18 protein-coding genes are annotated in these 26,398 nt (G+C 41.0%); 8 read left to right on the top strand and 10 right to left on the bottom strand.

Features of this window, described 5'->3' with window-relative positions:
- Window positions 1-131 precede the first annotated feature (131 nt).
- From C2869_RS13140 to C2869_RS13130, 3 genes are read left to right on the top strand one after another with little or no spacing between them, the layout of a single operon-like run.
- Window positions 132-1,343: an imelysin family protein gene (locus C2869_RS13140; protein ID WP_108603373.1), complete on the top strand. Its 1,212-nt coding sequence runs from the start codon at window positions 132-134 to the stop codon at window positions 1,341-1,343.
- Window positions 1,343-3,559 (top strand): TonB-dependent receptor family protein, encoded by a 2,217-nt coding sequence (locus C2869_RS13135; protein WP_108603372.1) that lies wholly within the window; start codon window positions 1,343-1,345, stop codon window positions 3,557-3,559. Before C2869_RS13140 ends, C2869_RS13135 begins: the two co-directional genes overlap by 1 nt.
- A 32-nt stretch (window positions 3,560-3,591) precedes the next feature.
- Complete coding sequence (locus tag C2869_RS13130) at window positions 3,592-4,590, top strand: sterol desaturase family protein (RefSeq protein WP_108603371.1); 999 nt, start codon at window positions 3,592-3,594, stop codon at window positions 4,588-4,590.
- Between the two features lie 109 nt (window positions 4,591-4,699).
- Here the strand turns inward: C2869_RS13130 and purB are convergent, their stop codons facing one another.
- From purB to C2869_RS13110, 4 genes are all read right to left on the bottom strand, one after another.
- The gene (purB, locus tag C2869_RS13125; protein WP_108603370.1) at window positions 4,700-6,073 is read right to left on the bottom strand and encodes an adenylosuccinate lyase; all 1,374 of its coding nucleotides are present in this window, start codon (window positions 6,071-6,073) and stop codon (window positions 4,700-4,702) included.
- Between the two features lie 17 nt (window positions 6,074-6,090).
- Window positions 6,091-6,726: a high frequency lysogenization protein HflD gene (gene hflD, locus C2869_RS13120; protein ID WP_108603369.1), complete on the bottom strand. Its 636-nt coding sequence runs from the start codon at window positions 6,724-6,726 to the stop codon at window positions 6,091-6,093.
- Between the two features lie 12 nt (window positions 6,727-6,738).
- Complete coding sequence (gene mnmA / locus C2869_RS13115; protein ID WP_108603368.1) at window positions 6,739-7,839, bottom strand: tRNA 2-thiouridine(34) synthase MnmA; 1,101 nt, start codon at window positions 7,837-7,839, stop codon at window positions 6,739-6,741.
- 211 nt (window positions 7,840-8,050) lie between these two features.
- Entirely contained in the window at window positions 8,051-8,938 is an 888-nt protein-coding gene (locus tag C2869_RS13110; protein WP_108605051.1) for a flagellar protein MotY, read from the bottom strand.
- A gap of 258 nt (window positions 8,939-9,196) precedes the next feature.
- Here C2869_RS13110 and rnt point away from each other — a divergent pair, with 258 nt between their 5' ends.
- Window positions 9,197-9,817 (top strand): ribonuclease T, encoded by a 621-nt coding sequence (gene rnt / locus C2869_RS13105; protein WP_108603367.1) that lies wholly within the window; start codon window positions 9,197-9,199, stop codon window positions 9,815-9,817.
- A 207-nt stretch (window positions 9,818-10,024) separates the two neighbouring features.
- On the opposite strand, the gene C2869_RS13100 is transcribed toward rnt, so the two are convergent.
- The 3 genes from C2869_RS13100 to C2869_RS13090 all read right to left on the bottom strand — a co-directional run bounded on the left by C2869_RS13100 (window position 10,025) and on the right by C2869_RS13090 (window position 16,039).
- Window positions 10,025-11,233: a saccharopine dehydrogenase family protein gene (locus tag C2869_RS13100; RefSeq protein WP_108603366.1), complete on the bottom strand. Its 1,209-nt coding sequence runs from the start codon at window positions 11,231-11,233 to the stop codon at window positions 10,025-10,027.
- Between the two features lie 18 nt (window positions 11,234-11,251).
- Window positions 11,252-13,198 carry a biosynthetic arginine decarboxylase gene (gene speA / locus C2869_RS13095; protein ID WP_108605050.1) on the bottom strand — a complete coding sequence of 649 codons (1,947 nt, stop codon included), beginning with the start codon at window positions 13,196-13,198 and terminating at the stop codon, window positions 11,252-11,254.
- A gap of 243 nt (window positions 13,199-13,441) precedes the next feature.
- The gene (locus tag C2869_RS13090; RefSeq protein WP_108603365.1) at window positions 13,442-16,039 is read right to left on the bottom strand and encodes a VolA/Pla-1 family phospholipase; all 2,598 of its coding nucleotides are present in this window, start codon (window positions 16,037-16,039) and stop codon (window positions 13,442-13,444) included.
- Window positions 16,040-16,382: 343 nt separating this feature from the next.
- Here C2869_RS13090 and C2869_RS13085 point away from each other — a divergent pair, with 343 nt between their 5' ends.
- The gene (locus tag C2869_RS13085) at window positions 16,383-17,318 is read left to right on the top strand and encodes a gluconeogenesis factor YvcK family protein (protein ID WP_108603364.1); all 936 of its coding nucleotides are present in this window, start codon (window positions 16,383-16,385) and stop codon (window positions 17,316-17,318) included.
- Between the two features lie 60 nt (window positions 17,319-17,378).
- Here the strand turns inward: C2869_RS13085 and dcd are convergent, their stop codons facing one another.
- Entirely contained in the window at window positions 17,379-17,972 is a 594-nt protein-coding gene (gene dcd, locus C2869_RS13080; protein ID WP_108603363.1) for a dCTP deaminase, read from the bottom strand.
- Window positions 17,973-18,010: 38 nt separating this feature from the next.
- Window positions 18,011-18,997, bottom strand: coding sequence for an Mrp/NBP35 family ATP-binding protein (locus tag C2869_RS13075; RefSeq protein ID WP_228710661.1), 987 nt, complete (start codon window positions 18,995-18,997; stop codon window positions 18,011-18,013).
- Between the two features lie 190 nt (window positions 18,998-19,187).
- On the opposite strand from C2869_RS13075, the gene metG reads away from it, so the two are divergent.
- Window positions 19,188-21,215, top strand: coding sequence for a methionine--tRNA ligase (gene metG / locus C2869_RS13070; protein WP_108603361.1), 2,028 nt, complete (start codon window positions 19,188-19,190; stop codon window positions 21,213-21,215).
- A gap of 49 nt (window positions 21,216-21,264) precedes the next feature.
- Here metG and C2869_RS13065 read toward each other — a convergent pair whose 3' ends face one another.
- A complete protein-coding gene (locus C2869_RS13065) occupies window positions 21,265-22,128 on the bottom strand; it encodes a DUF1338 domain-containing protein (RefSeq protein WP_108603360.1) in 864 nt (287 codons plus the stop codon).
- A 685-nt stretch (window positions 22,129-22,813) separates the two neighbouring features.
- Here C2869_RS13065 and fucP point away from each other — a divergent pair.
- The gene (fucP, locus tag C2869_RS13060) at window positions 22,814-24,238 is read left to right on the top strand and encodes an L-fucose:H+ symporter permease (RefSeq protein ID WP_108603359.1); all 1,425 of its coding nucleotides are present in this window, start codon (window positions 22,814-22,816) and stop codon (window positions 24,236-24,238) included.
- A gap of 180 nt (window positions 24,239-24,418) precedes the next feature.
- Window positions 24,419-26,227, top strand: a complete 1,809-nt coding sequence (locus C2869_RS13055; RefSeq protein ID WP_108603358.1) for a DUF5060 domain-containing protein — start codon at window positions 24,419-24,421, stop codon at window positions 26,225-26,227.
- Window positions 26,228-26,398 lie beyond the last annotated feature (171 nt).

The following is a 26,398-nucleotide window of genomic DNA, read 5'->3' as shown; positions in this document are numbered from 1 at the left end:
GGTCGAATAAGATAAAGGACTGAAATAAATAGGTGAATTAAGGTGCTAGATTCTCGATTCTTATAACGGGAACATATATAATTCATCAGCAAATTTAAATAAAAATTATTATCAATCTTGGATAATTTCTCATGCGTCTTCAATATACTGCCCTTGCCTGTGCACTTTTAATTGGTACCCTCTCAGGTTGCGGCGAGTCAAGCTCCAGCCAATGTGGTGACGGATTTCCGAACTGTAATAAAACCGACAATACAACTCAGTTTGATGAAAAAGCATTAGTCAGTCATTTAGTCGACAGAATTATAGTCCCTCAACACAATGCTTTTGCAGCCTCATTAGCACCGTTGGAAAGCGCAGTAGACCAATATTGCCAAGCATTACAAGCAGACACTGTTACAAACGAGCTTAATTTGGCGCAAGCAGCGTGGCGCAGCACGGCGACAGAGTGGCAAAAAATTGAAATGTATCAGTTAACGCCACTAAGCCAAGATACCCAAGCATTACGTAATTTATTCTATTCTTGGCCTTCAGTGAGTACTTGTGGTGTCGATCAAGACACTGTATTTAATGACGCAGGTATGATAAATACGACTCCCTATGATATTTCTAAGCGATCTGTATCACGCCGCGGTATTCCTGCTTTAGAATACACTTTGTTTAACAGCGATTTAGACCATTCCTGTTCATCAAATTCTGGCGCAGTCGCCAACTGGAATAGTAGAACAGACGCTTCCCGCACACTAGCTCGCTGTAAATATGCCCAAACTCTTGTTGACGATATAAAAGTTAGCCAGCAAACGTTCGCCAATATTTGGCAAGGCGATAACGGCTATGCAAGCCAATTAAAAAATGCTGGGCAACCAGGAAGTGACTTTACCTCGGTACATCAAGCAGTCAATGTAATAAGCGACGCGCTTTTCTATTTAGACTCATTTGTTAAAGATAAAAAGCTTGGCGAACCGTTAGGCTATTTTGGTACCCCAACAAATGTTGAATCACCCTATTCAGAAACCTCATTACAAAATATCTCTGCTAACTTACAAGCTTTTTATCAGTTATATATGGGTGATCACTTTGGCAGCGCTAGTCCATTAGGCTTCCATCATTTTCTGATTGAAGAAGGCGAAACTGAAACGGCACAAAACATACTTACCAATATTCAGGCGGCACAAAACAGAGTGGCCAATATGCAAAGTAGTTTAAAAGCGCAATTAAATGCCGACCAAAGTGATCTTGAAGCCTTACATGCCGACATAAAGAAAGTCACAGACGACTTAAAAACTTTGTTTATTACCACACTTGCTCTTGAGTTACCTAGCACATCTGCCGGAGATAACGATTAATGACTAAGTTAAACCTTATTTCATCTGCCATTTTACTAGCATTAGCCGGTAGTTCATTTGTTACGATAGCCGAAGATGACAAGACTAATAACGCCTACTTAGAAAGAATTAAAATATTAGGTAACGGCGATAAGTTACGCACTCAAGGCGGTGCAACCAGTTTATTAGATGAGCTAGAGCTCGAAAAATTTGAATTTGACGACATTAATCGAGTACTAGCAACTGTGCCTGGCGTGAATATTCGTGAAGAAGATGGCTATGGTTTACGCCCTAATATTGGCTTTCGTGGCTCAACGTCTGATCGTAGTAAAAAGATTAATATTATGGAAGACGGGGTCTTAATTGGTCCGGCTCCCTATTCTGCGCCTGCTGCTTATTACTTCCCTATGGTTAATCGCATGACGGCAGTTGAAGTATTTAAAGGCCCTTCTGTTATTGCTTATGGTCCGAATACTGTAGGTGGCGCCATCAACTTGGTGACTCGGCAAATCCCTGAAGAATTTGACATGGGCATTGATTTGGCTCTAGCTTCAGACGGTTACAAAAAAGGCCATGTTTTTCATGGCGAAACTGCGGGTAAATGGGGCTATGTTGTCGAAGGTTTATGGACGCAAGCCGACGGTTTTAAACAAATAGATAACTCCAATGCCGATACCGGTTTCGATAAATCCGACTTGATGGCCAAGGTTAAATACGACCTGAGTGACGGCAAGGGGAATCACTTTATTGAGTTTAAATTCTCGACAGCCGACGAAACGTCTGACGAAACCTATTTAGGTTTAACCGATACTGACTTTGCAGCCAACCCCTATCGACGTTATGCAGCGAGTCAAGCAGGAAAAATGGATTGGGAACACGATACACTACAACTCACTCATTTTATTCAATTAGATGAAGTCGATGTCACAACACGTGCCTACCGCCATAAATTTCATCGCGCGTGGCGCAAGTTTTCAGGCTTTACCGATGGCAAAAGTATATTAGATGTTCTGCAACGTCCTGACGATCCTAACTTTCAAGACCATTATGCGCTTTTAACCGGAGCTCAAGACGGTACCTTAGTTGTTGGTACCAATGATCGTAGTTACATATCACAAGGTATTCAGACTGATATTGGTTGGACAAGTGAGTTATTCGGCTTAAATCATCATTTTGATGCTGGTGTTCGCTTTCATAATGATTACATTGAACGCGACCACTTTACGCAAAATTACGCCATGCAAAGTGGACAACTGGTCAACCCAACTGACCCAAGCTTTACGACTGTCGATAAAGAAGAAACTGATGCCATTTCATTATACATTCAAGACAGCATCACAATTGATAACCTAACCATTACAGCCGGTTTACGTAGTGAAAACCTCAGTAGTCGTTATCAAGACCGTCGCGTAGGGCAAGAAGAAAACTGGCAAGAAAAAGACTTTTCTATTTTTATTCCAAGCATCAGCGCGTTTTATAAACTGGATGACAATTACGGTGTGTTTGCCGGTGTCCATCGTGGTTTTGTGCCAAGCAGCCCAAAACAAAACGATGCTGATGTCGATGCTGAAACCAGTGTCAGTTATGAGTTTGGTTTTCGCGCAGCAACACCCGCTATCAATGCAGAGCTAGTCGCGTTTTTCAACGACTACGAAAACTTAAAAGAAAGCTGCTCATTTGCCAATGCTTCCAGCAAATGTCCACTTGATACTGACTTTAACGGTGGTAATGTTGATGTATATGGTTTAGAAGCCAATATTAAACATTCAGTTGATCTTGGTAATTTAGAAATGCCTTGGTCAATTTCATACACCTATTCTCAATCTGAATTTAAAGAGTCATTTGATTCAGATTTTCCACAATGGGGTAACATAGAAGCTGGCGATCCCGTACCGTATATGCCTGAAAACCAATTAACGGCATCATTAGGTTTAACCGGTGATAACTGGCAAGTAAACCTGCTGGTTAAGCATACGGGTGAAATGCGCGAAACGGCAAGTGATGGCTTAGACGAAAATGGCAATGTCGAAAATAACAGTGTGCCACTGGCAGGCTCTGTTATTAAAGCCAATACCGTTGCTGATTTTTCAGCCACGTATAACTTAAACGATCGTCACAGTGTTTACACCAAAGTCGACAACATTACTGACGAAAGTCATGTCACCAGCCGCCGCCCAGATGGCGCTCGACCAACTAAACCTCGCCAAGCGCTAATTGGCTACAAATTTCGTTTTTAACTAAGCGAGAAAGAGGCGAGAAGGTTTAGCGCATGCAAGTCGTTTTAGATTTTCTACAAAGCAATCTAAACGACTTGCTTGATTATGTTAATGATCCGAATAAACGCTTATTTTGGGGTTATTTAGTTTCCGCTACTCTGCTTGCAGTCAGTATTTTAGCTTTAACAGCAAAGTCGACGCTAGAACACACTCCAACAGCCAATAAAAGCCTATTAGCCCATATTTTTAATTTTCGAGTGTGGTTAAATAAAACCTCTCGTCAAGATTACTTGCTCTGGCTGCTCAACAAACTGATCCGTAGCTTACTCATTGTTCCACTTTTGTTTTCCATGGTCCCCATAGCATTATGTGTATCTAAAGCGCTGAGTGGTATACTTCCCGTATTTTCACTCACGGTTCCGCAAGAACAAGTCTTTTTTATATTTACAACTCTACTATTTTTGTTAGATGATTTTTCACGCTTTTTCTTACATTGGCTACTGCATAAAGTGCCTGTTTTATGGGCGTTTCATCAAGTACATCATAGCGCGACACGCATGACACCGTTTACGGTTTATCGCAGTCACCCTATTGAAAATATGTTGTACGCCATGCGTATGGCGCTGGCACAGGGTATAGCCGTCGGGATCTGTTTTTATTTATTTGGCCCAAAACTACAAATGATCGATATTCTCGGTGCTAATTTATTTATATTTGCTTTTAATATTATGGGCTCTAATTTACGCCACTCGCACATTTGGTGGAGCTGGGGCAAAATGGAAAAGTGGTTTATTAGCCCAGCACAGCATCAGCTACATCACAGCCGAGCGCGAGAACATTATGATTGCAATTTAGGCACAGCTTTAACCATCTGGGATAGGCTATTTGGCACCGCCATTTATGCCACAAAGCAAAAACAGCGGCGACTGCGATTTGGCATTAACCACCCTAACCTCAACACCAGTTTTGTTCATTTATACTGGGTGCCTTTTGTTGATGCTTGGAAAAATATTGTTCGGCTATTTCAGACCAGAAACAAAAAAGGCGCCTAAAGCGCCTTTTTTAGAATTTGATTGCAGGTAAATGCAACGCAAGCCACAGGACTTTGTTCCAGACATGTCCTAAGTACCTACGTCCTGTAGGCAAGGCTCGCCTACAAAACTAGTCTAGTAAATCAACAAACTGTTGGGCTTGACCAATATAAGTCGCTGGAGACAACTCTTTTAAGCGAACTTTTTCAGCTTCTGGTAATTCAAGACCGTCGATAAAGTCAGCCATAATTTCTTTATTAACACGCTTACCACGTGTTAATTCTTTTAGCTTTTCGTATGGCTTTTCAATACCGTAACGACGCATAACTGTTTGAATTGGTTCAGCTAATAATTCCCAGTTTGCATCTAACTCATCTAACAAGCTTTGCTCGTTAACTTGCAACTTGCTGATACCTTTCAGGCTGGCTTGATAAGCAATAATTGAGTAACCCGCACCAACACCTAAGTTACGTAAAACTGTTGAGTCTGTTAAATCACGTTGCCAACGAGAGATTGGTAATTTTTGTGCTAAGTGACCAAAGATAGCGTTAGCAATACCTAAGTTACCTTCCGAGTTTTCGAAATCAATCGGGTTAACTTTATGTGGCATAGTTGAAGAACCAATTTCGCCAGCCACCGTTTTTTGCTTAAAGTGACCCATCGCAATATAGCCCCAAATATCACGATCAAAATCAATCAAGATCGTATTGGCACGCGCAATAGCGTCGAATAACTCAGCAATATAATCATGTGGTTCAATCTGAGTTGTATAGGCGTTCCAAGTTAAACCTAAGCTCTCAGTGACGAATTCTTCGCTAAACTTATGCCAATCAAACTCTGGGTAGGCTGATAAATGGGCATTGTAGTTACCCACAGCACCGTTGATCTTAGCTAAAATTTCAACGTTGGCGATTTGCTCACGTTGACGCTTGAGACGCATATAAACGTTAGCCATCTCTTTACCCATAGTGGTAGGAGAAGCCGGCTGACCGTGGGTACGCGCCATCATGGCTACATCTCGATAATCTTTAGCCATACGCTTAAGCTCAGCTAAAAGCTTATCAATGTAGGGTAAAATCACTTGGTCACGCGCTTCTGTTAGCATTAAACCGTGTGAAGTGTTGTTGATATCTTCTGACGTACAAGCAAAGTGAATAAACTCGTTAACCGCGTTTAACTCAGCATTGTCAGCGACTTTCTCTTTTAAGAAATACTCAACCGCTTTTACATCGTGGTTAGTGGTGCGCTCAATGTCTTTAACACGCTGTGCGTCCGCTTCTGAAAAGTTAGCAACAATACCATCTAAAATAGCATTGGCTTCAGCAGAAAAAGCAGGAACTTCAGCAATACCTTCAGCCTGTGCTAATTTCTGTAACCAGCGAACTTCAACAGTGACGCGGTATTTGATTAAGCCAAACTCACTAAAAATAGATCGTAACTCGGCGGCCTTACTTCCGTAACGACCATCGACCGGTGAAATCGCAGTTAATGCTGATAATTCCATTCGGAACTCCTAACGGGTTAATTAATTTGATTAAATTTGTGCAGGGCTTGCGCTGAAAAGCTCACCCATTTATTACGACGAAACACAATATTACGTCGCTTACCCCCCAACTGACGCCACAACACAGCTGCACGCATTCCGGCTAATAAAATAGCGCGGATTTTATTTTGTACAGACTTTTGTTGCAGTAAATGGGGGTTACCAATAATTTGGATTTTAGGCCCTAATGGGCTGATCACATCACTATACAAACCAGCCAAACTGGTAATAATTTGCTCGTCGGTTATTTCGTAATGTGTAAGCTGGCGCTCGGCGTTATCAATACCTTTGGCCAAGCGTTGTAATGCTAATTTATTCTTCGCTAATTTGCGTTCTAACGACAATAAACTTAATACGTAACGTGTTAGCTCTGCGTCTTTTTTATGGCTTTTATGACCCAGCTGATCGTGAATGATAGTAAAGCCTTGCTCTACTGCTTTTTCACTACCGAATACATCTTCTGTCGAAGCCGGATTAGTATTCAGTACCCAAGTAAAAGTTTCCGCTACTTTATCCATATCGACTCGACCTGTGCGAGCCAACTGTTGAATTAAACTGCCTGCTTGGCAAATGCCGGCTAAAGCGAGTGTTTGTTCGTAAGTCACATCTGACATGATAAGCCTCGCTTAACGGATCAGCTCATCAATAATGCCACCGCCAAGGCAAACATCATCAATGTAAAAGACTGCCGACTGGCCAGGAGTTACTGCCGAAACTGGCTCATCAAACATAACTTTGATCTCGTCGTCACTCATTCTTGTCAAGGTACAAGCAATGTCTGGTTGGCGATATCGAGTTTTAACCGCACATTTTAATTCTTGCTGTGGGCCTTTACCGTCAACCCAATTTAATTGAGATGCAGTTAAGCCTTTTGAAAACAATCTTGGGTGCTTGCTACCTTGTGCGACAACTAACACATTGCGCTCTAAATCTTTATCGACTGTATACCAAGGATCTTCGCCTTTATCGGCTAGTCCACCTATGCCTAGCCCTTTACGCTGTCCCAAGGTGTGGTACATCAAACCTTGATGTTTACCAATAACTTCACCTTCATCTGTTTCAATATTGCCAGGTTGTGCAGGCAGGTACTTTTGTAAAAAGTCGGTAAATTTACGCTCTCCAATAAAACAAATACCCGTAGAGTCTTTTTTATTGGCGGTAATTAAGTCTTGCTCTTCGGCGATACGACGAACTTCAGGCTTTTCTAATTCGCCTACAGGAAACAAAGTTTGACCGATCTGTTCAGAGCCAACAGCATAGAGGAAGTAACTTTGATCTTTATTGCTATCTAAGCCACGCAATAATTGAAATTCGTCACCATTTTGACCACGGCGCACATAGTGCCCTGTCGCAATATAATCAGCACCTAACGCTTCTGCGGCAAATTCAAGGAAAGCCTTAAACTTGATTTCCTTATTACACATAATGTCAGGGTTAGGTGTACGTCCAGCTTTGTATTCCGCTAAGAAATATTCGAATACATTATCCCAGTATTCTGCAGCAAAGTTGATGGTATGCAGTTCTATACCTAATTTATCAGCAACAGCTTGTGCATCTTTTAAATCTTCAGCTGCCGCGCAGTATTCATCGGTATCGTCTTCTTCCCAGTTTTTCATAAACAAGCCTTCAACTTGATAGCCTTGTTGCAGTAATAAGTAAGCTGACACTGACGAATCTACACCGCCAGACATTCCAACAATGACTTTTTTTGAACTGTTTTCAGACATTTAAAACCGTATCGAACTGGGAAAATTGAGGGCGCATATTCTAGCAGCTTTTGAATAAGAACAAAACAACAGCAAACCATAAAAAAGAAGCTCTAAACTTGCGTTTAGAGCTTCTCACTCGTCTCTCCAATAAATCTGTGTATAGCTTATTTTTTATTGAGTATGTATTTTGTTAAGCCATCTTTGCTTTAATTTCACAACCATTCCAGCACTAGGTCGCTTCTTTATTTAATTGGATCACCACTCGTCGGTTACGCTCACGCCCGAGAATTGTTTTATTCGAATCGATATGGCGTTTTTCGCCCATACCTGTGGTGGTTACACGCTCGGCCTCGACGCCATTTTCTACAAAAAAGCTTTTCACTTTTTCAGCCCGTTTTTTAGATAGCTTTTCGTTTAAATAACGACCACCAAAGCTATCCGTAAATCCGGTAACAAGCACCAGTTCCATTTCAGCATCGGCTTTTAAGTATTCACCTATCATGCCTAATCGCTGTTTGGAACGCGTTGTTAAATCTGACGAATTCTTTTTATAATTTAAGATGGTGAATGAAATATCATCAAAACTATAAGGTAATAAATTATCCACACAATTTAAAAACTGATCATATGCGCTATGAAAATTAATTGAATTAAGGCTAACCGCCACTTTATCGTATGGGTTTGCCCAATCTGCATAATATACCGTTGGTAACATACCTTTCTCTAATTCCGTGAGCATAGTCCAAGCGGCTTGTTGCGGCACTTCACCATTAAATTGCTTTAAAATTTTCATATCGGCTATCGACTTAGTCGCCACACCTGGGCGCCATTCGGGCGCAACCGATTGTACCGAAGCCACACCATAGTGATGGGGTAAACGCAACATATCGAGTTCAAACGCTAAATTAAGTTCACGATTAGCGTAAGTCGTAAACAAAGCATCACCATAACGCGGTATTTTATGTGCCAGCGTACATTGCAATTTAGACTTTTGACTTAATTGCCACGCCGACTTTTCGAGCTTGGCATGATATTGCCTAACTTCGGCTGCCACTTGCCCAATAAACAAGGTTGTTATGCCAAAACATAACAGTAAATTGCTTATAAAATTTTTCATCGCCATTCATCACCAATTAGGCAAAGACGCAAGTTTGTTTAACTTAACTGCGTCTATTATCAATTTCTCAAGGTACAACAGAGTCTGAATTAAGCAAATTTATTGCCAAAAGCCTGACCAATCTCTGCTTAGCACTGACATCAAATCACCTTTTTCAAAAATATTGCAAAATACGCGCCGAAAATCAGCCATTTTTCTGACATAATAAAAAGATAGTTCCTAAACTCGATTTAAGGGCGCTTGTCGTCCAAATAAAGTATGACTCACGAATTACTAAAGCAACGATTTCGCGGCTATTATCCCGTTGTTATCGACGTTGAAACAGCAGGCTTTAATGCAAAGACCGACGCCTTATTAGAAATTGCCGCCTGTTTAACAGAAATGGACGAAAACGGTGAAATGTACTTAGGTGAAACTTTGCACTTTCATATCGATCCCTTTGAAGGCGCTAACCTAGAAAAATCGGCACTAGAGTTTAATGGTATTGACCCTTTTAACCCGTTACGAGGGGCTGTCAGTGAAGACGAAGCATTAAAAGAAATATTTAAAGCGGTAAGAAAAAAACAGAAAGATTATCATTGCCAACGCTCGATTATGGTGGCACACAACGCCGCGTTTGATATGTCTTTTCTCAATGCGGCCATTGAGCGCACTAAAATAAAACGCACACCTTTTCACCCATTTGTTTCTTTTGATACGACCAGTATGGCGGGATTAACCTTAGGTCAAACGGTACTGGTTAAGGCTTGTCAAAAAGCGGGGATTCACTTTGATCAAAGTGAAGCTCACGCCGCTATTTACGACACCAATAAAACTGCCGAGTTATTTTGTTACATGGTTAATAAATGGAAGGCATTAGGTGGTTGGCAAAACGCTTAATTATTTTATAGTCTTCTCGCTCAGGTCTTATGGTTCATTGTCAGCGCTTACTCGCCCCAATCACATAATAAAGCATATGCTCATGGGGCCTCGCCGCTTGACAGCTTCCCCTAAAACCTGATCGCTTTGACTATACTACTTAAAAATAAAGCCATTGTTCATAACAATGGCTTTTTACATTGCATACCAATTAAGATTGGTTCAGTGTTAAATCAAATCGAAGTTAGGCTCTTCAATCACTTGCCAAGGTAAACCATGTTGGTTCATGTTTTCCATAAAGGTATCAGGATCTAATTGTTCCATATTCCATACACCTGGCTTTTGCCATTGGCCTTCTAAAATCATTTTAGCGCCAATCATACAAGGAACACCTGTCGTATAAGAAATCGCCTGAGATTGCACTTCTTGATAACAATCTTGATGGTCTTTAACGTTATATACGTAAACCGTTTTCTCCTTGCCATCCTTAATACCTGTCACGACACAGCCAATGCAGGTTTTACCAACCGTACGCGGCCCTAAGGTCGAAGGGTCTGGCAGTAAGGCTTTTAAAAATTGGATAGGCACAATTTGTTGACCTTGAAATTCCACAGGTTCAATACCTGTCATGCCAACATTACCTAACACTTCCAAATGCTTAAGGTAACTGTCACCAAAGCTCATCCAAAATTGCGCGCGTTTTAGCGTTGGATAATGTTTGGTTAATGATTCCAATTCTTCGTGATACATACGGTATATGTTGTAAGTACCAACCTCATCTGGGCAAGTGAAACTTTGCTTAGTTGACATAGCCGGAGTCGTGACAAACTCACCATTTTCCCAGTGACGACACTCAGCTGTTACCTCGCGAATGTTGATTTCTGGGTTAAAGTTGGTTGCAAATGGATAGCCGTGATCACCGCCATTGACGTCAATAATATCTAATGTATGGATCTCATCAAAATAGTGTTTAGCAATATAAGCGGTAAACATATTGGTCGCGCCCGGATCAAAACCCGAACCCAATAATGCTGTTAAACCGGCTTTCTCAAACTTTTCTTGATAAGCCCATTGCCATTTATATTCAAATTTAGCCGTATCAAGTGGTTCATAGTTGGCCGTATCCATATAATGGACACCCGCTTCTAAACAAGCATCCATAATTGTCAAATCTTGATAAGGCAAGGCGACATTAATAACTAATTCAGGTTTTAACTGTTTCAGCAACGCAACTAACTCAGGTACGTTATCCGCATCAACTTGGGCTGTCGCTATATCTCGACCCGTGGCTTGCTTAACTTGCTCAGCAATCGCTTTACATTTAGATTCAGTACGACTGGCCAAAGTAATATCAGAAAAAATCTCTGCCACTTGAGCGCACTTGTGGGCAACAACCTGACCAACGCCACCAGCACCAATGATTAATACTTTACTCATTATTTTTCTCTACTATTGTTAAACTGCCAAGTCATCTTGGCCTTGATGTTCTTCTTTTTCGTAATAGGTGTAGCCTTGCATACTCGCATTAAACGTTTTAATCATATGCTGGCGCTCTTTAGCACTAATGCGCCCTTCTTTCACAGCGGCTTCCACTTTATTACGGAATTTAACTTTCATTTCACGCGGGTGATATTCAACATAACTTAATACATCTTCTATCGTGTCGCCGTGAACCTCTTTGACAAAATCAAAACTTGAATCTTGATTCAATCGTACACTTACCACATTGGTGTCACCAAACAAGTTATGCAGATCACCTAACGTTTCTTGGTAAGCGCCAACTAAAAATACCCCTAAATAATATTCTTGCTCTGGTAACATTTCATGTAACGGTAGAGTTTTTTCTACATGTTGATCAACCACAAAGCGCTCTATTTTTCCGTCACAATCACAAGTAATATCAGCCAGCATGCCGCGCCTAGTTGGCTCTTCATTTAAACGATGGATCGGCATAATCGGAAATAATTGATCAATTGCCCAACTATCCGGTAACGATTGAAACAAACTAAAGTTGCCATAGTAAATATCCGCTAATGAATCAGCTAAACCTTCCAACTCATCAGGGATACGATCCATTTTATTTAACGTATCTTTAATTTGATGAAGGATCCCATAATAGAAAGTTTCAACCACGGATCTTACACGTAAATCAATTTGCCCACGTTTAAACAATTCACGCGCTTCATCACGATAAAACAAGGCGTCGTTAAAACACTCTTGTACTCTTTGCGGCTTAAGATAAGTCAATATCTCCCGCATGCTTTTCAGTAATTGATGTTCATCTTCCTGCGACTCAGGTATCTGCTCAGATTCAAAATGAACAACATCTAAAATATTAAATAACAACACGGATGTGTAAGCGACTGTTGCCCGGCCAGACTCAGTAACAATGGTTGGGTGCGCTAGTCCTTTGGCATCCAGCGTATGCTTAATCGTATCGACAATATCTTCACAATACTCTGCGAGTGAATAGTTACGACTTTGCCCAGTACTTGATTGACCACCTGTATAATCAACAGCAAGACCGCCCCCCAAGTCAATATAAGACAAAGCCGCGCCTTCTTGACACAAGTCTGAATAATATTGGCAAGCTTCCACCACACCACCGCGAATATCGCGAATATTTGGGATCTGTGACCCTAGATGACAATGCAGAAGTTCCAAACAGTCGAGCATGTCATGCTCTTTAAGATAATCAACCGCTTGGATCAATTGTCGAGCCGATAAACCAAACACACTGCGATCACCACTGGTTGCACTCCAATGACCACCAACCTGTGAGGTCATTTTTACCCGCACACCAATATGAGGCCGTATATTCAATACTTTACTGCGCTCAACAATAATAGGCAGCTCAGTTAGGGTTTCTATAACAAAGAAACATTTATGGCCTAACTTAACTGCCTCTAAACCGAGTTCAATAAATTCTTGGTCTTTATAACCGTTACAAATAATTAAGCTATCGGTTCCCTCGATGGTCGATAGCGCAGCAATCATCTCTGCTTTACTACCTACCTCAAAGCCATGATTATAACGCGCGCCAAAATGAGCAATTTCTTCAACAATTTGTGCTTGTTGATTGACTTTTATCGGGTATACCCCTCGATACTCATTGCCATAACCAATTTTATTTATTGCGGCATTAAAGGTTTCATTTAGCTCGCTAATACTCTGATCGAGAATATTTTCAATACGCAACAATACTGGCATATGTAATTCACGATCTTTCAAACCTTCGATAATTTTCATTAACGAAACAGGATTCGATGTTTCATTTAATGGATTATTAACGACAACATCTCCTTGGAGATCAATATCAAAGTAACCATTACCCCAAGCTTTAACGCCGTATATTTTGTCGGCTTGTTGGGTTGTCCAAGGTTCGTTATTGTTATTTGGCATGACAATTACCATCAACTAAAAATGTAAAAAGCAGCATTTCCGCCACTAGCAAAATTTCGCGTATTTTGCTCTTAGATTTTGATTTCGTCCAATTAAATTTCACACAAATCTAAAAAAATTAATCTCGCCTTTTTTTAAACAAAAAAGCCGCAATTTTATAGAAAATTGCGGCTTTCAATAATGAAATTTTTTAGCTACCTATTCATTAAGGCACTCCATTAAGCCTAACTAGATAATAGGTAGTTAGTTTGCTGGCACAATAGCACCACCACCTGAATTAACCTTAATTAATTTACCGTCTGATTTAAAGAAAGATACCACTTGGCTATGCATTTCTGCGGTGACTTCTGGTGTATCACCGGCTGATAATAATGAGCCATGAGTACCTTTATTAAAACGCACAAAACCTGAAACATTTGCCGTACCATCACCAGCATTGCTGTCGAGAACAGGCAAGTTTAACAAGCGTATAAACTGCTCTGTGCCAGATAAAGGCGTTGAAGTCGTAGGTGGAATAACATCATCCCACGTACTTGCCGTACCATCTCCGAATATTTCGGTAATAAGGATCGGCGTTCCTGTCGCGGCTAACTGACTAGCATAACTGTTTGGATCACCGGCATCTATCATGGTTTGTACAGCAAAAGCAAAACTATTAAATGTTGCGTCCAACACCGCCGACAGCGTTGGTTTATTCTGCATTAGGTTACTTTTAAAATTGGCATAATGCGTACGATAAACCTCACCGTTTAGCTTAGTTAAATCGACACCCTGCGCTAATAAATACAACACAAACTGCTCTGCTGCTTCAAACGTTAATAAATCGTCCCCCGTTAAACCCGCTTGAGTGACAAAGCTGGCTTTTGCTTGTGCATAGGCAACATCGTCACCGATTGTGGTGGCTAATGTCGGTAAAAACGGCTCAATAAAACTAAGAATTAAATTACTTTTTATATAAGGGCCAAAAAATATTGATTCCAACATAAAGTTAGCCGTACCGCCTCCTGGACTCGCCAACACACTTGCATTAACTTTAAAGGCAGGATCTAAAGCTGGGTTAAGCGGCGTATTGGCAAGCGTAACAAAATCTAGCCCCCACATCGCACCTAGAGAGATCCCAGCAAAATACACTTTAGTTGGATCGAGTTGATGACCATCAAAGTCGCTACTTGCAGCTCTGGTTAACCCTACGCGTAATCCTAATAAGTCAATAACACTTTGACGAATGTTGTCACGCATTACTTGTAGATTTTGCAAGTTAGCAAAAGCAAGTGGGTTATCACCCGATGCAACAATTTCTTTGCTATCTGGACTGCCGTTAATATCAAAGCCGCGCTCGCCATGCAGTGGCTGATCAATAGCAATAGTGGCAAAACCTTGCGTTGATAAAGTAGAAGCCAAGGCTAGCATGTCTTCTTTTTGCCGCGATAATCCGTGAGTTAAAATAACCACCGGCCAACCTGAATCAGGTTGAGCAAATGTCGGATCAATCGCCTGCATTAACGAAAGATTAGGCAAAGTCATTTGTACTTTAATATTTTGTAGGCCCGTCGCCATCGGCACAGGATTGTATTTGGTTAAGTTGCGTTCCACATCTAAACCTAAATCAGCCAAATTGAGCGCCTGACATGCATCGTGATTAGGCCCAGGGGTAGCGGAAGCTAACTGCTCTTGCGTAGCACTCGCTAAAATGGCGCCGCTATCGCACATGGCTTTCCAAGGCTTATTCAATGGAGCAGTAGGCTCTTCGCTACTTGGCGCAGACAAATAGTAAGGTAAAGAAATAGAACCAAAATGCACTTCCCCTGCACAAATGCCAATCAAAGATTGCATTTGCGCTAATACAGTCGCAAATTGTTCTGTACCCGCTACCGCAGCCAAAGTTGGTGCAATAGTTGCGCATTGTGGCGTTGCCGCATCAATAGCACCTGCTGCAACAAACATATCACGAATAGTCAAGGTTGAATTCGCAACATGGGTTAGCATAGGTAAATTTGCTGAATTCTCACTTAATAACTTTGCATATCCCGCTTTTAACGCGGATATACTGCTACCGGCTGATTGAATGGTCATCGCTGATGTATGGATCACTGTATCTAAATCAATACCTGCGCCGGCCAACACACTTTCAAACGAATTAACTAACCCTTGTAATGCCAGCTGCGAAGCTGAACCCAATGGATGTGTTTGAATATTTTGTCTAACCGTAATATAGGTTGAAGATGGCTCGACATCTCGTCCCAATGAATCCATTAACGCATTTGTCACGACGACTAAATAACTTGAGCCTGGCTTGAACGGTGTTACCGGTACAATAGCCACTGTATCTTTGTCGGCTAGGGTAGTCACAAAATTAACTGGCGCACTTAATTCACCAACCATCTTACAGGCAAGTCCAGCTTGGACACTGGCGCAATCACTGTCAACTAAGCTCGCCCCCATGACAACTTCAAAAATGCGAATGGCGCCAGGTTGTGCAACCGAATTAGCATCCAAAGAGTCAACGCCAGCAGGTAATACAAAATCAATTGTAAAAGGTTGTTGAACAGACCAGCCATCTAAGGTGTTAAGCGCCACCGTAGGATCGGAAAGGTCAGCCTCATCCGCCACGGGGATATTTAACGTTCCGTCTTTCTTAGTTAAATCGTTAGGCGGCGTTGAAAAAAGTAAGTCGTTGGGTACTGATAAAACCCCATTTGATGGGTCAAAAGAGACCCGCGTTGCAGCAATCACCTTGTTGTCTTTGTGATCGTCAACGATAGAAGACAAACTTGTGTCGTCTCCACACCCAGTGAGCGCCAATACAGATAATATTGAGGTACTCAGCAGCAGTTTTTTCATGACTTCTCCCCATTGCGTGTAATGGTTTTGATTTTAGTTAGCACAAATGGAAATCTAAAATTGGGTTCCAAGCTGTAAGGTTAGCAGTAGTCTTTAGTTTTAACCGAACAACACATTGATTTTACGTGTTTTAATTAACACATCAGACCAGTAAAGCCTAACTTATATTAAAACAATAGGCCAGTTTTGCCATCATAATTTTACGTTCCGTTAACAAGTACTCATTATCACAGCTAAATATTCAGGGTTTTGGTTTATGACCGATAACAAATTACATTTAGTTACGGTTAAGCGCGAGACAGTTTTGTTTTCTCGCCTTATACTGACTAAGTAAGGTGTAGTAGTGAAATTTAGACAACCAATTGAAATCGAGCCCTTAATGCTAACGAGAGAGTTCAATATAGTGGCTATAGGCGGTGGACACGGTTTAGGAAAAGTACTTAATACTTTTTCTGACTACGGTCATCGTTTAACAGGCATAGTAACAACAACAGACAATGGCGGCTCAACGGGACGTTTAAGAAAAGCCAAAGACACCATTGCTTGGGGTGATCTGAGAAACTGCTTAAGTCATTTAGCAGGTAAAAATCATTTTGGCGCACAATTACTTGAATATCGTTTCGAAGATGATGAACTGTCTGGGCACAGCCTAGGTAATCTGTTGTTTTTCGCGTTACAACAACTCAGGTACTCGCCGGTTGAAGTGATTGAACTGGCTAGACGTATGCTAAAGGTAGAAAGTCGGCTTTATCCAATGTCGGAACAACCTGCGCATTTAAGCGCAACCACCTGCGAAGGCCGTGTTGTGGTTGGGGAGACCAGCATTGATGCCGAAGATATTCCAGTTCCCGATTGCTTAAACTTAACGCAAAATATCACAGCGCCGCCACGCGCTATTCGTGCGATTTACAATGCAGATTACATTTTACTCGGCCCGGGTAGCTTTTTTACTAGCGTTATCCCACCATTACTAGTTAACGACCTTTATCAAGCATTAGCCGCGACCAACGCAAAAATTATCTATATTGACAATTTGGGCAAGGAAATTGGCCCTGCGGGTAAAATGAACTTAGCAGCCAAACTTGAATGGTTACAGCGACAATTCCCCAAAGTCCGTATTAGCAAAGTGTTAGTTGACAACCATTCGCCTGTCGATAACTTAAGTGATGATATGGTAATAAAGGGGGAATTACGGCAACAAGATATTTTCTATCGTCATGATGAGTTAAAGCTCAGACAAACCATGGAACGTGTATTTGCTAGTTTAGCCGTCAGTTAACGCCTAGCTTGCCATACAATTTTACTATATAACAGCTAGGCTTTGCTTTATGTCAGACGGCTATTTGGATTGTTCATCTTGGTTGATACGACTGGCAACCGCTCCCTGCTGTCCTTTATATTTAGCGTCTTGCCGCTTGTTGTAAGGTTTTGCAGCTGAGCCAGACAATAACTCAAAACTTAATGCGCCTATTTTCATTTCAGGACGCAATGCTAACGGTAACTTGCCTGAATTATAAAACTCTAACACTATATTACCTGACCAACCCGGATCAATGCGGTGGGCTGTAACATGTACCATCAAGCCTAAGCGAGCGAGTGATGAGCGGCCGTCTAACCAACCAACAATATTGTCGGGCAAGGTGACTGATTCAAACGTCACACCCAAAGCCAGTTCTCCAGGGTGTAAGAAAAACGCCTCTTGATCTTGGATAACAATTTCATCAGACATGACTGATTCTAACGCTTTAGTCACATTTTCTTTAGGCCCGCTTAAATCTATATAGGGTGCAGCGTGATCTTGAAATACTCTAAACTTATTACCTAAGCGTAAATCAACCGTTAAACCGCTAATCATTTCTTCAGTCGGAGCTGGTGATACTGCGATTTTACCTTCTTGTATATACTTAACTATGTCGCTATCACATAAGCGCATAACGGATCCTCTAAAACGTGAACCAAATTGGGTTCATTCTACTGTAACTGCTGAATAGGTATTTGCAGTTGCTGTTTATCATAATTCTGCTTGGCTTTGCCAGACAATTGTATCGCTAGTCTCAGCGCGACAGCTTCATAAAAATGACTAAAATTTTTCTGAGTAAGCGACTGTTCTTCGCTATCATCCATATACTGACGAATATCAACAGATAGAGGCAATGCCCCTAGGTAGGGTATTGACGATGCTTGAGCATACTGTTTAGCGCCCTCATGGCCAAATAGTGCTGATTCATGCCCGCACTCCCCACATACAAAAATACTCATATTTTCAATCAAACCCAAACTGTCAATATTGACTTTGTCGAACATTTTATGGGCTTTTTGTGCATCAATTAACGCAATGTCTTGGGGAGTGGAAACAATCACCGCACCGCTTAACGGAATATTTTGCGCCAACGTTAATTGAATATCGCCAGTGCCTGGCGGTAAATCGATCAACAAATAATCAAGCTCGCCCCACTGCGTTTCATTAAACAGCTGCATGAAAGCTTTACTTGCCATAGGACCACGCCAAACAGCGGCATCCGTATCAGCCACTAAAAAACCAATTGAATTGGCTTTTATACCTTCAACTGATTCAATAGGTTGCATAATTTTACCGTCATGAGTAGCGGGCTGTTGCCCCGAACGATTAAGCATCAAAGGTACGGAAGGTCCATAAATATCAGCATCCAGAACCCCAACTTTAGCGCCCATAGCGGCTAACGCTCGCGCCACATTCACAGTAGTGGTCGACTTACCTACACCACCCTTACCTGACGCAATAGCAATAATATGCTTGATCGATGCCAGCTCAGTTTTGACTGGAGAGTTTAAACTAGAACCTGGCAACCATTGCCAGTCATCACCTAAACATTGGCGAAGTGGAATGCGAGACGCTACAACCGGCTGCGAAAAGTCAAATTCACTTGGCGAAAAAGGCACATCTAAGGTGTTAAAGTACTCGGCTAATTTATCAGTCATTACTTTTGTCATAGAAACATTAGGCTGGCTATTTTTTCAGCACTCCATTCAAGAAATCCGCGGCATTATACTTAAATTCGGTGGTTTTTGCTGATTTGTTGAAATTAAGCCGACAAATAATGAAATTACGCGTTAATTTCAGTAGTATGCGCAGCCAATTAAAGTTAAATCCGAATCAGAAAAATCTACTATGTCGAACAAGCGTAAAATTCTTGCAACCAGTGCTCTGCCCTATGCAAACGGTTCCCTTCATTTAGGCCACTTGCTAGAGCATATCCAGACTGATATCTGGGTTCGTTTTCAACGTCTGCGAGGTCATGAGGCCTACTATGTCTGTGCCGATGACGCTCATGGCACACCAATTATGCTTAAAGCACAGCAAATGGGGATTACCCCAGAAGAAATGGTCGACCAAGTGCAAAAAGAGCACATGGCCGATTTTGCTGACTTTTTAATTGAGTTCGACAATTACCATTCAACTCATTCTGACGAAAACAAAACATTAGCGGAATTAATATACAACCGCTTAAATGACGCTGGCCATATTAAGAGCAAAGTCATTGAACAATTATTTGATCCCGAAAAAGAGATGTTTTTACCGGATCGTTTTGTTAAAGGCACCTGCCCTAAATGTAAAGCAGTCGACCAATATGGTGATAGCTGTGATGCTTGCGGCGCAACCTATAGCCCGACTGAATTAATCACCCCACAATCCAGTGTTTCTGGTGCGACACCTATTCTAAAAGAAAGTGAGCATTTTTTCTTTCAGCTACCTCATTTTTCCGACATGCTGCAAACTTGGTTACGCTCAGGTGCATTACAAGAGCAAATGGCTAATAAGCTACAAGAATGGTTTGAAGAGGGTTTGCAAGCTTGGGATATTAGTCGTGATGCGCCCTATTTCGGCTTTCAAATTCCTGGCACAGAAAATAAATATTTTTACGTATGGTTAGACGCACCGATTGGCTATATGGGTAGCTTTAAAAATATGTGCGACAAAAAAGGCTTGGACTTTGATACCTATTGGGCAAAAGATTCTGATGCCGAGGTTTACCACTTTATCGGTAAAGATATTATCTATTTCCATAGCTTATTCTGGCCTGCAATGTTAGAAGGTGCTGGATTCCGCAAGCCAACGGCTATTAACGCCCACGGCTTCTTGACGGTCAACGGCACTAAAATGTCTAAATCGAAAGGGACATTCGTTAAAGCTCGTACTTATTTAGACCATTTGCAACCTGAATATTTGCGCTATTATTTTGCTGCCAAACTAACAAGTCGCGTTGATGATTTAGACTTAAACTTAGAAGACTTTAGCCAACGAGTTAACTCTGATTTAGTCGGTAAATTTGTCAACATCGCCAGCCGATGCGCTGGTTTTATTAGCAAACAGTTCGACGGTAAATTGTCTGATAGCATTATTGATCAAGCGCTAGCTGATGAATTTGTCGCTGCTGGTGATAAAATTGCAGAACTGTATGAAACACGAGAGTACGGTAAAGCGATCCGCGAAATTATGGCTCTTGCAGATAAAGCCAATGTATTTATCGCGGATGAAGAACCTTGGGTGCTAGCAAAAGCGGAAGAAACCAAAGAACGCGCACATCAAGTATGTTCTCTCGGTATCAACCTATTTAAAATATTAGCGGTTTACTTAAAGCCTGTATTACCAGCCCTAACCGCAAAAGTAGAATCATTTTTAAACATTGAATTGCAATGGAGCGACCACGCGGTATTACTTCAAGGTCACGCTATTGAAAAATTCAAACCTCTTATGCAACGCATTGAACCTAAGAAAATTGAAGCCATGGTAGAAGCCTCCAAAGAAGACTTAGCAGCTCAACAAGCCGCTGCGGCACCAGAAACCGAATTAAGTAAAGATCCAATTAGCGAAGAAATTGAATACCCTGACTTTGCTAAAGTCGATTTACGCATCGCTAAAATTGCTAAAGCTGAGCATGTTGAAGGCGCAGATAAACTCCTTAAGCTTCAATTAGATATTGGTGGCGAAACTCGCCAAGTATTTGCCGGTATTAAGTCAGCTTATTCTCCAGAGCAGTTAGAAGGTAAATTAACGGTAATGGTAGCTAACTTAAAGCCTCGTAAAATGCGTTTTGGCATGTCAGAAGGCATGGTTTTAGCTGCGGGGCCAGGCGGTGAAGATTTATGGATCTTGAACCCAGAAGATGGCGCTCAACCCGGCATGCGAGTTAAATAACCTTTCGCAAATAACAAGTTAACAAGCGTTAGATTCGTACTGACGCTTGTTATTTTTGCAAATCAGTACTTTGAAAAATACGATCGGCTGATTGAGTGACAAACCCTTCATACAACTTGCCATTTATTTTGTGGCGTAACGCAAATTCATAAAAACAGCTTGGTACTTTAATTGAGCCATCTGCCAGTTCTATTACAACTTCTCCAGCTAGGGTCGAAGACTGTTCAAGACCTACACTAGGATCACCTTTTATTGCGCCGCCGACAAGGTTTAATGCATACCCCAATGATTCTACAACTTGATTAACCTGGTTTAAATTTTGTAAATTAGGCAATTCATTAACGCGAATAGTGAAATGATTCGCTCTATATCCCCAAATAGCTAACCAAGCCGCATAATCACTTTCGTTCAACAATGTTTTATATTGCTTAATCGAAATCGGCCAAGGGCGGCCTGAATATAAAAATGAAGGATCGGTGACGTTAACCTTATCAATACAATCTACCAAATGATTAACGATACGCTGAAAATCACTCGAAAAAGCGCCTACCTTTAACTCTGAAAGAAACACCTTAGGTAAAACATCATGACTATTATTGTTATCACCTAAAACGTCTTTGCACGGTACATAATGTCTTGCATACAGTTGTTTCTGTGCAAAATGATACTCTCCGGCTTGCTCATAGCCCAAATTTAAAAAATGCTGTTCTAAATGATCAATTCCTATAGGATCTACGTTGAAAGTTCGCAGCGCAATATGGTCATTAATTAACTGACTAGGCTTGAGGCCAGCTGCCTTTGCGATCCCATAACGAATGCACTTTGCCATAGGGTAAACTTGAATATAATCACACCACAGAGCATCGAACAGCTGTTTAGCGCTTAGCAATACTTGAGTAGGCAAGTGTTTCATAATGATTCCTCACTTATAGTCTTCTCGCTCAGGCCTTATGGTTCATTGTCAGCGCTTACTCACCCCAATCACATAATAGAGCATATGCTCATGGGGATTCTAAGCTTGACGGCTTTGCCTACATGGATGTAGGTACTTAGGTTTCGTCTGGAACTAGAAACCTGCCCCTAAAACCTGATCGCTTTGACTATATTAATACCATAGAAGAAATCACGTAAAGCACCGCACGGTTCCATTACACATCCAAATAAAAAATTCGAATCGGATTGGCAGGAATAATTGACAAAAATGAGCCTAGCACGATTAGAAGCCATTTAGCGTTAGGCTAATAGCAAAGAAACCGTAGAAGAAAATGTATTAATTAGTTTACAGGGGGCACTTTAAATGCCGAAATGTACAGCGTGATACTTGAGCAGAGGCCAATCAAGCTTTAGCTAACGTTAGACTGACATCCATACAAATAGTGTATTTATTACGTGCTAGCATTCAAGTCTCAGGCTGGATAATAATAGCAAGTTTAAATTTTTAGATTCAAATATCAAAATAGTTAATTGCATATCAACCTCTTTTAAAATATAGTACCTGCTTATTTTGTTAACAAATTAACAACCAAATTATATAGATTTTTTCGTTTATACTAATTTTGGTTCACAATGTGCGCGAACAATATTCGGAGCGAGTTAGTATGAGTACCGCAGTCAATGACACAGATACCGTTGTGAATGAGCAATCAACAACAACCCAAAAGCCTAAAATTTTAGAAGCACAATACATAGTGCCATTCTTATTGGTTGCTTCTTTATTTCCTCTATGGGGTTTTGCCAATGACGTAACAAACCCACTAGTTAAAGCGTTTAAAGATATATTCCTGATCTCAAATGCCCAAAGTAGTTTAGTGCAGTTTGCTTTTTATTTAGGCTATGGTGTGATGGCGATCCCAGCCGCTATTTTTATACGCCGATTTTCGTATAAATCAGGAATTTTACTTGGCTTATTCTTATATGCGTTAGGGGCGTCACTATTTATCCCTGCCAGTATTTATATGGAATTTACCTTCTTCTTAGCTGCATTGTGGATATTAACCTGTGGGCTGGCTTTATTAGAGACCACTGCAAATCCATATGTTTTATCCATGGGCCACCCTGATACCTCGACTCAACGCCTAAACTTAGCACAAGCTTTCAACCCTATTGGATCATTAACGGGTATGATGATCGCTTCGACATTTATTTTAAGTCAATTACAGGTAGAAGAATTTAGAGCGCAAGAAAAAGCCGCAAACCCAGAATATGCCACCATGTTACCTTCTGAAGTTGATGGTAAATTAACTCAAGCATTAGCTGATTATGCGGTTTCAAATCCAGTAGAGCATCAAGCCATGCAAGCGGCTGACTTAATTACCGTTCGCGGACCATATGTCGCTATAGCTGTGATTGTCGCGTTACTCTTTTTTGTGTTTTTATTTAGTAAATTACCTAAAACTATCAGCCATGATCATCCTTTAACAGCAAAAGAGCTTAAAGAAACTTTCGCACGATTATTACAAAATCGTTGTTATCTTGAAGGTGTTGTCGCCCAAGCATTTTATGTTGGTGCACAAATAATGTGTTGGACTTTCATCATTCATTACGGCATGACATCAGTCGGTTTAACCGCAGCTGAAGCGCAAAGCTATAATATGGTAGCTATGTCTATCTTTTTAGCTTCCCGCTTTATTTGTACTTTCTTGTTGAGTTATATCCGTCCAGGCCATTTACTCATGGTTTTAGCGGCTGGTGGCATATTACTTTCATTAGGTACTATCTTCATCGGTGGCTACACTGGATTATATTGCTTAATTGCAACGTCTGCCTGTATGTCTTTAATGTTCCCCACTATTTACGGCATTGCACTAAAAGGCATGGGAGACGATGCTAGTTTAGCCTCTGCTGGCTTAGTTATGGCCATTGTCGGTGGTGCGCTTATGCCACCGCTGCAGGGGTCTATGATTGATGGTGGAGAAATATTAAGCGGCATTCCAGCGGTTCAGACATCTTTTATATTACCGCTTATCTGTTTTGTTGTGATCTGCCTGTTTGGTTTCCGCGCACACAATAAATACAAAATTTAAGATTAAATACAGTTTAACGTAATAGAAAACCCCGTCGGCTTGCCACGGGGTTTTTAGTTTTAATCAACCGCAAAACAAATAAAACAATTGCCTGCTTAGTAAAGCTGCAATAAAACCAATGAATATATTTAAAACACCAAAACAACACTCATAAATACTTAAAATAAATAAGGTTATTCTATGTTTAACAATAACATTCAGCGGGCGACTATCGTTTCATGCCTGTCAGTGTTAGCTCTGTTGGGCTGCAGCGAAAAAACTCACACCATTAATGCTACTCAGCACCAAGCTATTACGATTAAAGTTGACGGCCCTGAAACAAGCGAGCAAGCCAAACTAAATCCCTTCACTGATTACCGTGTTGTCGCGGAAATCACTCAAGGTAACAACACCTACCAAATTCGCGGTTATTACGCAGCTGACGGCACAGCGCAAGAATCCTCAGCGACGCAAGGTAACCAATGGCACATTAAATTCAGACCGCAATTCGCTGGAGAATGGCAATATAAAGTTCACTTTGATACTGGCAGCAACATTGCGCTTAGCCAAAACTTAAATGAAGGACAGCCAACTGAATTTGACGGGCAGCAGGGGAAAATTCATGTTGCAGCAAACAATGACATTGAACACGATATCCTAACCGTAAAGAACGGTTATTTTTATTATAAAAACCTAAATAAAGGCATTCTTAAAGTGGGTGCCAATAGCCCTGAAAATCTTCTTGGTTATGTCGACTTCGATGGTACTTACCGCGTAGCAGCCGACACTAAAGATATTGGTAAGGCTTCCACCAAAAATTTACACAAATACAATGAACATGCCCAAGATTGGCAGCAAGGCGATCCTAGCTGGCAACAAGGTAAAGGCAAAAATTTAATTGGTGCCGTCAATTACCTAGCAAATAAAGGTATGAACGCTATTTATTTTGTCACCATGAATATAGGTGGTGATGGAAAAGATGTATGGCCATACGTAGACCATAATACACTTGATAGATTTGATGTCAGTAAACTGGCTCAGTGGGAACAAGTCTTTCAGCACATGGAAGATAAAAACATGATCATGCATTTTATACTGCAAGAAACCGAAAACGAGCTGTTATTAGATAAAGGAGATACCGGTCCAAAACGCAAGCTATACCTCAATGAAATGATAGCGCGCTTTGCTCATCATGCCGGTATTATCTGGAATGTCGGGGAAGAAAATGGCCCCGTACACTTTTCACCAGAAGGACAAACACCTGAGCAAGCCATGGCAATGGCTAGCTACATTAAAAACATCGATCCCTATCAGCAGCCTGTGTTTATTCATACACATGCCAGTTGGAAACATAAAGAAGAAACCTTACCTAAGTTTATGGGTTTTAAAGACTTTGACGGCTTATCTTTACAAGTCGACCAACCTAAAACAGTGACTAAACACATAACTCGTTGGCAAGAGAAAGCAAAAGAAGCTGGCCACCCATTAGCCATTACGATGGATGAAATAGGCTTGTGGCACACAGGTGCTTTACCTGACAGTGAAGATCCAAATCACGATATTATGCGCCAACAAGTGATGTGGCCTAGCTTTATGCTTAATTCTGCAGGTGTCGAATGGTATTTTGGCTATAAATATGCTCACAATGATTTAAATGCTGAAGACTGGCGCTCTCGTGACCTTTTATGGGATCAAACTTTCATCGCGAAACAGTTTTTTACCGATAACAATATTTTCGATTTAACTACCCGCTGTGTTAATCAAGAAGGAATTTACTGTTTAACCAACCGAGATAAATCTTCGGCTATCATTTATACAGATAATATCGAAAATGAAAGTTTGGGCAACCTGTCTATAAGCGGTGAATACAAAGCAAGATGGTTTAACCCCAAATCAGGTCAAATCCACGAGTCCAGTGCATTAGTTTCTATCGCAGGCGGTAAGCTTATAAACTTACAACAACCTCCTAAATCAGAACAATCTGACTGGGCGTTAGTCTTAAACAAATAAACTAGCCCAAGTCAATTTGCTGCATTTTGACAGCATTCAAAGCCCAGCTACCGCTGGGCTTTTTTATATCTAGCGGTTTAATACCTTCCTTAAAATCAATAGTGATGTATCTTTAAAACGACGAACCGCATCAAAAGATATTTTATCCGTGCTTCTGGTCGGCAACTTATC

Source organism: Saccharobesus litoralis (assembly GCF_003063625.1).
Classification (GTDB): domain Bacteria; phylum Pseudomonadota; class Gammaproteobacteria; order Enterobacterales; family Alteromonadaceae; genus Saccharobesus; species Saccharobesus litoralis.
The sequence above is the reverse complement of the archived record's forward strand: the minus strand, read 5'-3'. Positions and strand labels throughout refer to the sequence as shown.